The organism is Streptomyces sp. NPDC019890 (assembly GCF_044903445.1).
Lineage (GTDB): Bacteria > Actinomycetota > Actinomycetes > Streptomycetales > Streptomycetaceae > Streptomyces.
In genome coordinates, this window is record NZ_JBJDQK010000003.1 from 469,502 (window position 1) to 482,128 (window position 12,627).

The following is a 12,627-nucleotide window of genomic DNA, read 5'->3' on the forward strand; positions in this document are numbered from 1 at the left end:
CTCCGGAAGGCCTGAGAAGGGAGCCAGAGCCCGGCTAGTTTCGGCCTGGGCCGAAAGTAGCCGGGCATGATTTGACATGTCAATGCCCAATTGACGGGGGATTGATGACGGATGGTCAGAGATACCCGGTGAGGCGCACGGTCAGCGACGCAGATCGACGACGAACAGCTCGGCGGCGCGGTTGAAGTACAGCCGCCCCTGATGCGCCATCAGCCGTCGGTGCGGATACGCGACGATCAGCACCGGGTCGCGGTGCGGAGCGAACGGATCGATGCGGTAGACCAGCCCGCCGTCCACGCTCACGTACAGCTTCGAGCGCGAAACCACTATGGAGCCACCGGTGCTCCGGGTGCCCAGCTCGATCGTGTGCAGAATCCGGTGGTCCTGCCGGTCGAGCGCGAAGAGCGTGTGCCCGGCGAGTCCCCACAGCTTCCGGTCGGGGCCGACGACCAGCGCGCTGACCGTCCCCTCGGTGCTGACCGGCTCGAACTCCCACAGCTTCTCGGCGCGGTTCACATCCCAGGCGAAGACCGCGCCCGCCTTGCGGGTGGGCGGCGTGGTGCTCAGGCCGCCGGTCACCGACCCGCCGCCGTAGACCACGCCGTCGTACGCCGCGAGGGCGAACAGGCTCTGGTCCTGCGCGACATTGCGGGTGAAGTGCCAGTCGCGGGAGGACGGGTCGTAGACGGCGAGCCCGCCGCCGAGCCGGTCGCCGGCCGGGACAGTGCCCACGGCGATCCTGCCGTCGTCCACCTCCGCGAGACACTTGCTGCGGGCCTGCAGCTGCGGGCCCAGGTTGAAGATCAGCTCCGGGTTGGGGGCGGCGCCGGGAGGGCCGCCCGGTGAGTACTCGGGGCTGTTCCAGGGCTGGTCGGGCCGGTAGCGGTAGAGCCTGGACTCGGGGTACACACCGAGCCAGACCGTGCCGTCCGATGCCGTCAGTATTGACTCGATCTGCGCGAAGCGGTGGAACGCCGAGACGCCGGTGTCCGTACGGACAGCGCCCAGGCCGCCGTTGAGGAACCCTCCTGCGTACACGGTTTTACGTCCGCCCGCGCCCAGCGCCAGTATCTCGATCGGCTCCTTGCGCACCTTGGTGTCGAGGATCGCGGACGCCCCGGTGGTGGGGTTGTAGCGGAACATCTCGCCACGCCAGAGCGTGCCGACGACGCTGCGGCCCGGGTAGTTCGCGACGCCCAGCTCGGCCCAGCCGATGGACCGGGTGTTCTGCACCTTGCCGGTGAAGGTGAGACCGGTGCCGGTGAGCTGCTTGGTGGCCGGGTCGTAGCGGCGCAGTTCGCTGCGCTGTACGAGGTAGACGCCGCCGCCGGAGTCGGACGGGGAGATCTTCAGGCCGTGCGCGTCGGGGATCTCGTCGGTCCAGGCGCGCGCTTCGAGGTCGTAGACGAAGAGCGGTCCCGGCAGGTCGGAGCCGATGCGTGCGTACAGCCGGCCGCCGAAGGCGTCCAGGTCGTAGACGGCCTTGCCCTCGATGGTGCCCAGGCCCGGCGGCTTGGGGAGCTCGGTGACCGAGCCGGTCGCCGGGTTCAGCTCGGCGATGTGTGCCGCGGCGTACGAGCCGGAGTACACCTTGCCGCCGGAGCAGGCGATGGACCGTACATACGTCTGACCGGCGACGACCTGTCCGAAGTCGGTGAACGCCTTGGTGGCGGGGTCGAAGCGGAACACCTTGCCCTCGGGGAAGGTGCCGCCCCAGATCTTGCCGTCGGCGTCGGAGGCCAGCGACCAGATGAAGGTCTGCCGGGCAAGCGCCAGGCCGAGGTCCTCCGCGGCGTCGGGGCTGCCGGGGCGCCAGCGGTACAGATGCGCGTTGCCGTAGGTCCCCGCGTACACGCCGTCGGGCGCTGCGGCCACCGCCCAGGAGCCGTCGGCGCCGGTCAGCGGGACGCTGACCAGCTGGTTGCCGGTGGCCGGGTCGACGGCGTTGAGATAGGCGGGCTTGCCCGTCGAGACGTTCCACAGGGCCGGTCTGCCACCCGGTCCCGGTGCGACCGTGCCTCCCAGAAGGAGAACGTCGGCCAGTGGTACACCCAGTGATACGGGGTCGCGCATCAGAGCCTCCTCGGCGGACGCGGAGCTCGGAGCTGCTAACGACAGTACAGAGGCGGAGAGTGCTGCGGTCGAGCCGGCGAGAAACGCTCGTCGCGTCGTCACAGGTGGTAACACCTCCGAAAAGAACGGGAGTTACGGCACTAGCCGAAAGTGATACGCCACGCCCACTGGGGCGTCAACGGCGCGGACCGAGCGGGAACGGGACAGCACTCCATTGGGCCCATGCAATGGCCATCCTTCGGACAGCGGGCGCGCCCGGTGCGAGCGACGCGCCGGGACTGCGTGAGACTGGCCCGTGTGAGAAGCGAGAACACCCCCTTCGAGGGAGGGCCACTGGACGGGCGGGTGCTGCCGGTGCTGGTCGGGCCGACCGGTCATCCCCCGAAGTGGTACGAGATCCCGGTGCCGAACGACGACGGCACACCGCCGACGGTGTACGCGTACGAGCGCGTCCCCGCGGGCCGCACCCGGCGGCTCGGCCTGCTGCGCGGCTGGAAGTACCAGTACGCCCCCGAGGGCGCGGCGCGGCGCACGCTGAAGTGGCCCTGGTCGAAGCCGAACAGCGCGCCATAAGATCACTGGGGCGTGTGGCGAACATCGCGAGCGTGCGTGCCAGGCGTCGCGGGCCAGGAGGGACTTTCGCGACACGCCCCAGGACCGTGTCGCCAGGGGGGATGCTCGCCATGGAGCCGCTGCAACAGGACGATCCGCGCCAGATCGGCCCCTACGGCGCGCTGGCGCGCACGGGAGAGTCGGCGAGCAGTGTGCGCTATCTGGCGCAGGGGCCCGACGGCGCGCTCGCGGTCGTGTCGGTGGCCAGGCCCGCACTCGCGGCGGTGCCGGCGTTCCGGCGGCGCTTCCAGTCGGAGGCGCGGACCGCGGAGCGCCTGGCCGGCGGGTGGGTGCAGGAGCCACTCGAGTCCTGCACGGACGGGGAACTGCTGTGGACGGCGAGCGCGTACGTCCCGGCGTTCACTCTGCGCGAGGCGATCGCGCTCGCCGGGCCGCTGCCGGAGCGTGCCGTGCGGATACTGGGCGCGGGGCTCGCCGAGACCCTGTCCCGGGTGCATGCGACCGGGGCGGTGCTGCACGGCCTGGCACCCGACACGGTGCTGCTCGCGGCGGACGGCCCCCGGCTCACGGCCTTCGGCGCACTGGGCGCGGCGGCGGTCGCCCACGCCGGTCCCGGCGGGCAACTGTCGGTCCAATTGAACTATCTGACCCCGGAACAGTCGACGGGCTCGGAGCCGGGCCCCGCGTCCGACATCTTCGTCCTGGGCCTGCTTCTGGCGTACGCGGCGACGGGCACGACTCCGCTGGGCGACGCGGACCGCATCGCCCATGCTGAGCCGGACCTCGCCGGGGTGCCGCCGGAGTTGCGCCCACTGGTGGCCGGCTGCCTGTCGAAGCGCCCTGAGGACCGCCCGCCGGCGGGCAAGGTGGCGGCGGAGCTTGCGCTGGAGGGCGCATCGGCGCTGGCGCGTGAGGGCTGGCTGCCGCCGGTCCTGGTGGGAGCGGTGGAGTCCCAGGCGGGCAGGGCGGAGTCCTTGCGCTCGGGCGGGAGCGCCGGGGTGGGCGAGCCCGGGGATACGGCACTCGCGGATGCGGTGCCTGCGGATGCGGTGCCTGCGCAGTATCCGGCGAGTGCGCCCGCGCCGGTCCCGGCGCCCCAGGCGGCCGTCGGCGCGATGCCCGCAGGTGCGGTGCCCGCGAGCCAGGTGGGCGAGCCCCGGTATGCGGTGCCCGCCCAGCAACCGGTTGGTGCGCCCGCGCCGGCACCGGCGGCCACGGGTGCGGTGCCCGCGCAGTATCCCGCCGGTGCCGGGCCGGTGGGAGTCGTACCCGGCCCGCCGCCCGGATCGGGCCCCGGTGATCGGGCCACCGCCGTCCTCGCCGTGCCCGCCGCTCGAAGCGCACGCGCACCGGCGCACCTGCCCATGCCCCTGCCTCTGCCCGCCGCGCCCCCGGCCGCCCCCGCGACCGACCGGCGCGCCCTCCTCGTCGGGATCGCCGCCGGTGTCGCCGGGATCGTGATCGGAGGTGGGGCCGGGTACTCCTTCGGTGACGGAGAGTCAGACTCCAAGCCCAAGGCTGCCCCCGCACCCCGGCCCACCCGCGTCGTCGGGGTGCCGCCCGAGCCCGTCTGGCGGTACGAGCATCCCGGCAAGGACGGTGACGCCGCGCCCAGTGCCACCCTCTGGGGCGACCGCGTACTCGTACTGACCGGCAGTGCTGGGGCCGTCGGTGTCGATGTGCGCACTGGACGGCAGCTCTGGCAGCTCAAGGAGGCCGCGTCGGCCTCCCGCGCCGTGCCCGTCGACGGCGCGCTCGCTCTCGTCGACGCCGCCGCCGAGTTCCTGTGGATCTCCGCGCTGAACGGTCGGATCAAGCACCGGATCGCCAAGACCGCGCTCGTCGGCCCGGGCGAGACGCTCACTCTCGGCAGCATCACGGGCTGGGACGGCGCCACGCTCTGGTTGACCGGCCACATCAAGAAGGGCGCCGCGCTCGCGGCGTACTTCTTCGCGTACGACCTCGTCGCGCGCAAGTGGCTCTGGCGCACCCCGGTCGCAGGCGGCGTGCCTCCGCTCATCCCCCGGTACGACCTGATCGCCGTCCGCCCCGCCGACCTCGTCGTACGACAGGACGCGGCATCGCTCACCCCTGCCCAGCGCAAGACCTCCAAGGGCGCCTCCACACTGCTCGTGTTCAGCCGGACGACGGGCAAGCCGAGTCAGTCGTTCGCGCTTCCCGGCGTCGTACCCGCAGCGGCCGTCGTCGGCGATGCGACGGACAAGGTCTTCGCCGCCGCGGGGGGCGAGCTCCACGCGTACACCAGCCGCACCGGCGCGCGGCTGTGGCGGGTGGCCGCGGCCACGCCCGCGGCCGGTGAGACGGGCATCTTCCCGTACGGGAAGGGCGTCCTGCGAGGCCCGGTGCTGTACGTCGCCAACCGCCACCAGCAGGTCTCCGCCGTCGACACCGCGACCGGCCGCCCGCTCTGGCGGCGCTCCACCGAGGCCCCGGTCTGGAACGGCGTCCCGGCAACGGCCCTGAGCGCCGGCGGCCGCACGGTACTCGTGGGAGACGGCGCGCAGCTCACCGCGTTCGCCGCGCGCGACGGCAGACGGCTGTGGAAGTTCCAGGAGGCGGGCGCGCAGGACGCCCCGGGCGGGCCGCGCTATGTGCCGTTGCCGGGCGGCGGCCGCACTGTCGTCGTCCAGCGGGACCGGGCCTTCTACGCGCTGCCCGCGGACTGACACGCCGGAGGGGAGCTGGGGGCGTCTTGCGGATCTTGCTGGGCTCGCGTGCCCTGGCACGCACGCTCACTGATCCGGCCTGATCCACAAGGCACCCCGGACGAGTGGCCGGATTGCGCTGAACCGACCACCCGCCGGGCGCCACCCGTTGCGCGCTCGCATGATCGGCTGCGGGATGGACGGCCCGCCCGCAGCCGGAGGTGACGAGATGTCAGGCAGCCTGCTCCGTTCCGTCTGCACGACGGCGCTGGCGGCCGCGACCGCCCTCGCGGCGGTCCCCGCGTCAGCCGACCCCGGCGCCGAATCCGCCGCCGACCCGCCCGCCACCGTCTCCGGAATGCTGACGGAGCTTCAGAAGCGCTATCGCCAGGCCGAGGAGGCCGGGGAGACGTACAACGGCATGGAGGAGGAGCTCAGGCGGCAGCGCGCCGAGACCGCACGTCTCGGCCATGAGCTCGCGAGGGCGCGCAACGCGGTCGTCGCCGGCCGCGACGACGCGGGACGGCTGGCCCGCGAGCAGTACCAGGGCCGGTCCGAGCTCTCCTCGTATCTGCGGCTGTTGCTCGCCCGTAACCCCCAGCAGGCTCTCGACGAAGGCCATCTGATGGAGCGTGTTGCCACCCACCGGCTGGCGACGATGGCCAGGCTGGAGGGGGGCGCCAAGCGGGCCGGCGACCTCGCGGCCGCCTCCCGCAGGGCCCTGGACCGTGAGCAGACGCTCGCCGCCCGGCACAGGAAGGCCCGCGACCGGGCGAAGGACCGGCTGAAGGACGTCGAGGAACTGCTCGCCTCGCTCTCCCCGGAGCAGATCGCCGAAGTGGCCGCACTGGAGCAGTCCGCCACGGCGAAGGCCCAGGCAGAGCTCATCGCCTCGGGCGCGCTCGCCGGCAGGCGCATGCCCACCCAGGAGGGCGGCCGGGCGCTGGAGTACGCGGTCGAACAGATCGGCAAGCCGTATCTGTGGGGCGCACAAGGCCCGACGGCGTTCGACTGCTCGGGGCTGACCTCGGTGGCCTGGGCACGGGCCGGTGTCGAGATCCCGCGGACCAGCCAGGAGCAGTGGGAAAAGCTTCCCAAGGTCGAGTTGACCGCGCTGCGCCCCGGCGACCTGGTGATCTACTTCCCGGGCGCCACGCATGTGGCGATCTATCTGGGCGACGGCATGGTGGTCCACGCGCCGCGCCCCGGCGCCACCGTCAAGGTCTCCCCCATCGCGGCGAATCCGCTGCTCGGCGCGGTCCGCCCGGACCCGGACGGGCGCCCGCTGGACGAGTTCACCCCGCCGCGGCTCCCGGACGGAGCCACGGCGGGGCCGGACACCGGCTACGCCGAGAGCGAGCCGCCGGACGACGCTCCCGACACCTCTGCCAGGTAGGCGTCGGTGAGCGCCGGGTCGTAGAAGTAGTTCTCGAAGTCCGCCGGGTCGTTGAAGCCGTTCGCGAACCGGTCGGCGACCGGCTGGAGCTGGCCCGCGGCTCCGATCAGGTTCAGTACATGCTCCGGCGGGACGCCGAGCATCGCGTTCGTCCACTTGGTGACGTGCTGGGCGGTGTCCCAGTAGCGGTCGAAGGTGGACTGCATCCAGGCTTCGTCGAACGGCCGGTCACCGTGCTCCGTGATGGAGGCGAGGTACGCGGCGGCGCACTTGGACGCCGAGTTGGAGCCCTGCCCGGTGATGGGGTCGTTGGCGACGACGACATCCGCGACGCCGAGCACGAGCCCGCCGCCGGGGAGGCGGCCGATCGGCTTGCGCACGGTGGGGGCGTACCGGCCGGCGAGGGTGGCGCCCGCGTCGGTCAGCTCGACCTTGGTGGCACGCGCGTACTCCCAGGGCGTGAACTTCTCCATGAGCTCGAGGGTGAGGGAGAGGTGCTCGGCCGGGTCCTTGACGCCCTGGAAGACATCGAGCGGGCCGCCGGGGATGCCCTCCCAGAAGAGGATGTCGGCGCGGCCGGTGGTGGTGAAGGTCGGCATCACGAAGAGCTCGCCGACGCCCGGGACCAGATTGCAGCGCACCGCGTCGTACTCGGGGTGCTCGGGGCGCGGGCCGAGGCCGTGCACGTACGAGACGGCCAGCGCACGCTGCGGGGCGTCGTACGGCGAACGGGAGGCGTCGCGCCCGAACATCGAGACGAGCTCGCCCTTGCCTGCCGAGACCATCACCAGGTCGTACGTACGGGAGAAGAAGTCCAGGTCGGAGACTGCCGCGCCGTGGATGACGAGTTGCCCGCCGCGCTGGGCGAAGGTCTCCATCCAGCCGGCCATCTTCACGCGCTGGTCGACCGACTGGGCGTAGCCCTCCAGCTTGCCGACCCAGTCGATGGGCCGTGAGGCGTCGGGGGCGGCGACGGAGACGCCGAGGCCCTCGATGCGGGGGGCCTGGGACTCCCAGAAGTTGATGCCGAGATCGCGCTCGTGCTGCAGCGCCGTGTCGAACATGCACTGGGTGGACATGACCCGGCCGGACCGGATCTCGTCGGCCGTGCGGTTGGACATCAGGGTGACCTCGTAGCCCTGGGACTGGAGGCCGAGCGCGAGCTGGAGACCGGACTGGCCGGCTCCGACGATGAGTATCTTCCGCATGGCGGGGGTTCTCCGTTGCGTAGCTATTCGGGAGTTGCTTCGAGGGCGTGGGCGACCAGCGCGAGCAGGGACTCGATCACCGTGATACGGCTGCGCGCGTCCATGATCACAACCGGCACGTGCGGCGGCACCGTCAGGGCCTCGCGCACGTCGTCGGCCTCGAACAGCTCCGTACCCTCGAAGTGGTTGACCGCGACGATGTACGGCAGGCCGCTGCTCTCGAAGTAGTCCAGCGCCGGGAAGCAGTCCGGCAGCCTGCGGGTGTCGGCCAGGACGACGGCCCCGATCGCGCCGCGCACCAGGTCGTCCCACATGAACCAGAAGCGCTGCTGTCCCGGCGTGCCGAAGACGTACAGCACCAGATCGTCGTCGAGCGTGATCCGGCCGAAGTCCATGGCAACGGTGGTGGTGAGTTTGTCGGGCGTGGCGGCGAGATCGTCGGTCTCCTCACTCGCCTGTGTCATCAGCGCCTCGGTCTGCAGCGGCGTGATCTCGGAGACCGACCCGACGAAGGTCGTCTTGCCGACGCCGAAGCCACCCGCGACCACGATCTTGGTGGCAGTGGGGGCGCGGGTGTGGTCCAACTGCCAGTCCCGCAGTCCCTCGTCGGGCTGACGCGGTCCCTCTGCGGACTGTGGACGCGGTCCCTCGTCGGGCTGCGGGTGAGGCCGGGCGAGGAGCGTGTCAGAGTCGGCGGAGTCCACTCAGCACCCTTTCGAGCAGCGCGCGGTCGGGCTGACCGGTGCCGTGCCCGGTCCCGTAGACGCGGATCTTTCCCTGGTCGGCCAGGTCGCTCAGCAGCACCCGGACAACGCCCAGGGGCATCTTCAGCAGCGCCGATATCTCGGCGACGGTACGCATACGCCGGCACAGCTCGACAATGGCCCGCAGCTCGGGCATGACGCGCGAGGAGAGATCGCCCTTGGGCAGCTCCCTGCGTCCGGCCGGCGCTTCGAGCGCGGCCACGAAGGTCTCGACGAGCAGCACATGGCCGAAGCGGGTGCGACCGCCGGTGAGCGAGTAGGGGCGGACCCGGGCGGGGCGGCGGCCCTCGCCGCGTACGGGGAGCCTTCGGATGGGTTCGGCGGCGGGCGTCACTTGGCGCTCTCCAACGATTTGCGCAGCTCACTGCGGAGTTCGGGGGTCAGGACATGTCCGGCGCGGCCGACGAAGAGCGCCATGTGGTAGGCGACGACGCTCATGTCGCAGTCGGGTGCGGCCTGCACGCCGAGCAGCGAGCCGTCGCTGATGGACATCACGAAGACGCTGCCCTCCTCCATCGCGACCATCGTCTGCTTGACGCCGCCGCCGTCCATCAGCTTCGCGGCGCCGATGGTGAGGCTGCCGATTCCGGAGACGATGGTGGCGAGGTCCGCGCTGGAACCCCTGGGGCCGTCCGGGCGGCGGGCGGCGGGGGCGGCGTTCTGTGCCGGGTCGGAGGAGAGAAGCAGCAGCCCGTCGGACGAGACGACGGCGACCGAGCGGACCCCTGGTACCTCCTCCACGAGATTGCTCAGCAACCAGTGCAGATTGCGGGCTTCACTGCTCAGGCCGAATGTCCCGGTCGCAGTCAACTGCGTGCCTCCTCGACTGTGTCCCCCGATTCTGCTGCTTCGGCGCGTACTTCAGACTGTTCGGCGATCTCCGCCTCGGCGTCGCGGCGGCCGTCCTTGGCGCCCTGGTGGAAGCCGCCGAGGCGGCGGCGCAGGGCTTCGGCGTCGACCCTGCCGGAGCGCTCGCCGGGCGCGGACGTGGGCTTGACGACCTTGGGCGTGCGCTTGGGCAGGCCCTTGTCGGTGATGCGGTCCCACACGGGCGCGGCTTGCGGTCCCGGCTGGAGCGCGGCTTGCGGCTCCGGCTCGGCCTCGGGTCCGTCCATCGGCTCGGGCGCGAGCGGGGCCTCGACCGTCGGACTCGGCTGTGGCTGTGGCTCCGGCTCAGGAAGCCGGAACTCGAAGGTCGCCTGGTCCTGGTCGGCCAGGGCGCCGTCCGGCTCGCCGTCCGCCGTCCGCTCGTGCGTATCCGGCTCCGCGGCAGACACCTCGGCGGGCTCGGTCTCCACGGCCTCGGCCTGCGCACCGGGCTCGGTCTGCCGCTCCTGAATCGCCGCCTCCGCGGCCGCCACCAGCGGGTCCTCCCAGGCCGAAGGCTCCGGGGCCGCCGGGGCCGCCGGGGCCGGGTCAGGGCGGCGTGAACTGATCGGCAGCGCATTGGAGTTGGCCTCCGCCACCGACCCGGGCAACTGCAGCGCGGGCCCCCCGCCGGCCGTCTTGGCCGGCTGCGACTCGGCGGCCGGCGGCCCGGCCGGCAGCAGCGCCTGAGACAGCACGACGACCGCCGCGATCCCACCCTGCTTCTGCTCGCGCAGCTGGACCCGTACGCCGTGACGCGCCGCCAGCAGCGCGGCCACCCGCAGCCCGAGGCCCTCGCCGTCCCGGCCGGTCCCCGCCCCGTACGCCTCCGGGTCCTCCAGGCACGCGTTCAGCTCGGCGATCCGCCCGGCGGTCATCCCTATGCCGGTGTCCTGTACGGAGAGCATCACCTCGCCGCTCTCGAGCAGCCAGCCCGAGAGCTCGACCTGGGCGTCCGGCGGTGAGAAGGAGGTCGCGTTCTCCAGGAGTTCGGCGAGCAGATGGCTGAGGTCGTCGGCGGCGAAGCCGGCGACCTGGGAGTGCGGCGGCAGGGACTGGATGACGACCCGTTCGTACCGCTCGATCTCACTGACGGCAGCGCGCAGTACGTCGACGAGCGGGACCGGGCCCTGATGCCCGTGGCCGTGCTCGGCGCCCGCGAGGACCAGCAGGTTCTCGCTGTGACGCCGCATGACCGTGGCCAGGTGGTCGAGCTTGAAGAGGGTGGCGAGCCGCTCGGGGTCCTGCTCGCGGTCCTCCAGCTGCTCGATGACGCCGAGCTGCCGCTCGACGAGACCAAGGGTGCGCAGCGAGAGATTGACGAAGGTGTGCTGGACGGCGTGCCGCAGCTGTTCGAGCTCGGCGGTCAGTTCATGGGTGCGCTGCTGGAGTTCGGCGCGTCCGACGGCGAGTTCGGCGGTCAGCGCATCGCGGGCCCCCGCCAGGTCGCCGCGGTCGCTGTCCAGCCGCTCGGCCCGCACGCCGAGGTCCCGCAGCTTGCCGTGCAGGGAGTTCAGGGACCGTACGACCTGGGCGAACTCGTCGTTGCGGCCGGTGAAGCGGACCGCCTCCTCAGCCTCGGGGTCGGCCGCGAGGCGGGCCGCGCCGATCCGCAGGACGGCAAGCGGGCGGGTGAGGGTACGGGCGACGGCCGTGGACACAGCGATGGCGACGATCAGCAGGCCGCCGAGTAGAGCGATCCGGATCTCCAGCGCGGTGACATCGTCGTCACGCAGCTCCTCGAAGCGGTCGATCCGGCCGGTGGCGAGGGAGGACTCCACGCCCCGCATCTGCTCGATCCGGGCGGTGAGCGAGGATTCGAGCTTCTCGGGGTTGGACTTGCGGTCGGCCGACGAGAGCTCGGGCTGGTCGGTGAGCCGGGCGAGATAGCGCTCGGCGGTCTTGACCTCGGGTCCGGTGACGGTGGCGGCCAGCGAGGTACGGGCGTCCGGGTCGGCGGCCTGGTCGAAGTCGGCGAGCGCGGCGAGTTCACGCACCCGGGACTGCTGGGCGGCGGCGCTGAGCGCGTCGCGCGTCCGGTCGGCCGCGTCGGCGTCCTCGCCCTCCTCCTGCACGGGCAGGCCGGTGACCGGGTCGAGGGTCTGGCTGCTCTGCTTGCGGGGCACGGAGAGCGCGGCCAGCAGCAGGCCACGGGTGGCGGACGCCTGCTCGACGGCGAGGCCGAGCGCGGCGGGCGCGCGGGTGCCGGAGGCGGCGCGCGGCGGGGTCTTCTCGGCGAGTTCGTCGGCGAGGGCGTGCAGATTGGTGATGACGGCGGAGTACGCCCGGTGGGCCTCCATCGCCGTGCCCTTGCCGGTCAGCGCGGTACGGCGCACGGAGGGGACGGCGGACAGGTCGCGGCGCAGCTCGGCGTGGTCCGCGGGGATGGCGCCGCGGATCTCGTCGATCTGCCGGTCGACGCGGGCGCTGCGGCTGCCGGAGATCTCGCGCCGGCTGTCCTTGTCGCCCGTCTGGGCGTCACGGCCCGCGGCGATGTACGCGGTGACCTCGTCACGCTCGTCGGCGAGCGAGTGGGCCAGGGTGACGGCCTGGCGGTTGAGCCCGGCGAGGGTGACGAGCCGCTGGGACTCGGTCAGTTCGGCGGAGGTGGCGAGGACGCCGGGGGCACCGGCCGCGACCACGACGAGACCGACGGCGGCGACGCCGGCGACCAGACGGTTGCGGACGCGTACGGTGCGGCCGCGGTCGGCTGGGTCGGGTGTGGCGTCCTGGGCCCCCGGAGTCTCCAAGGGGCCGCTGCCGTTTCGCCGAGGCCGCTTCTTCTGCACCGGTGCTCGCAATCTTGCTTGACTCGTCCAGCCATGAAGCAGAGATGACGACCGGTCACACACGAAAGCCCCACCCCTGGTACGGCTTCAGACCATTCCAGCGCTTTTGGGAGGGAGGCGCGCAACGGCCGCTCCGCCACCCGAAGGAGTGAACAACACTCTGGAGTTGGCAAACAACTCGCGTCCGAGGGCCGGGCGTCGGCGCGCGGCGCATGGGCTGGATCTTCCGGCCGGGCTTTGGGAGGATGCGCGCCCGCAGCTTTGCGGCCCTGTCCGCCGGGGCTGGTGAAG

Annotated in this window: 9 protein-coding genes; 3 read left to right on the forward strand and 6 right to left on the reverse strand. The window is 72.3% G+C overall.

All coding sequences use genetic code 11. The features are described from left to right. Positions 1-141: 141 nt before the first annotated feature. Positions 142-2,073: a hypothetical protein gene (locus ACI2LP_RS10520; protein WP_404724118.1), complete on the reverse strand. Its 1,932-nt coding sequence runs from the start codon at positions 2,071-2,073 to the stop codon at positions 142-144. Positions 2,074-2,370: 297 nt separating this feature from the next. Here ACI2LP_RS10520 and ACI2LP_RS10525 point away from each other — a divergent pair, with 297 nt between their 5' ends. From ACI2LP_RS10525 to ACI2LP_RS10535, 3 genes are all read left to right on the forward strand, one after another. Next, positions 2,371-2,646: a hypothetical protein gene (locus ACI2LP_RS10525; protein WP_404724119.1), complete on the forward strand. Its 276-nt coding sequence runs from the start codon at positions 2,371-2,373 to the stop codon at positions 2,644-2,646. A gap of 110 nt (positions 2,647-2,756) precedes the next feature. Then, positions 2,757-5,333, forward strand: a complete 2,577-nt coding sequence (locus tag ACI2LP_RS10530; RefSeq protein WP_404724120.1) for a PQQ-binding-like beta-propeller repeat protein — start codon at positions 2,757-2,759, stop codon at positions 5,331-5,333. Positions 5,334-5,541: 208 nt separating this feature from the next. Then, entirely contained in the window at positions 5,542-6,708 is a 1,167-nt protein-coding gene (locus tag ACI2LP_RS10535) for an NlpC/P60 family protein (protein WP_404724121.1), read from the forward strand. Here the strand turns inward: ACI2LP_RS10535 and ACI2LP_RS10540 are convergent. From ACI2LP_RS10540 to ACI2LP_RS10560, 5 genes are read right to left on the reverse strand one after another with little or no spacing between them, the layout of a single operon-like run. Then, positions 6,657-7,916 carry a styrene monooxygenase/indole monooxygenase family protein gene (locus ACI2LP_RS10540; protein ID WP_404724122.1) on the reverse strand — a complete coding sequence of 420 codons (1,260 nt, stop codon included), beginning with the start codon at positions 7,914-7,916 and terminating at the stop codon, positions 6,657-6,659. The two genes, ACI2LP_RS10535 and ACI2LP_RS10540, sit on opposite strands and share 52 nt — an antisense overlap. A gap of 23 nt (positions 7,917-7,939) precedes the next feature. After that, positions 7,940-8,620: a GTP-binding protein gene (locus ACI2LP_RS10545; RefSeq protein WP_404724123.1), complete on the reverse strand. Its 681-nt coding sequence runs from the start codon at positions 8,618-8,620 to the stop codon at positions 7,940-7,942. Then, positions 8,601-9,014 carry a DUF742 domain-containing protein gene (locus ACI2LP_RS10550; protein ID WP_404724124.1) on the reverse strand — a complete coding sequence of 138 codons (414 nt, stop codon included), beginning with the start codon at positions 9,012-9,014 and terminating at the stop codon, positions 8,601-8,603. Before ACI2LP_RS10550 ends, ACI2LP_RS10545 begins: the two co-directional genes overlap by 20 nt. Next, positions 9,011-9,490, reverse strand: coding sequence for a roadblock/LC7 domain-containing protein (locus tag ACI2LP_RS10555; protein ID WP_404724125.1), 480 nt, complete (start codon positions 9,488-9,490; stop codon positions 9,011-9,013). The genes ACI2LP_RS10550 and ACI2LP_RS10555 overlap by 4 nt, the downstream gene beginning before the upstream one ends. Further along, entirely contained in the window at positions 9,487-12,336 is a 2,850-nt protein-coding gene (locus tag ACI2LP_RS10560) for a nitrate- and nitrite sensing domain-containing protein (protein WP_404724126.1), read from the reverse strand. Before ACI2LP_RS10560 ends, ACI2LP_RS10555 begins: the two co-directional genes overlap by 4 nt. Positions 12,337-12,627 lie beyond the last annotated feature (291 nt).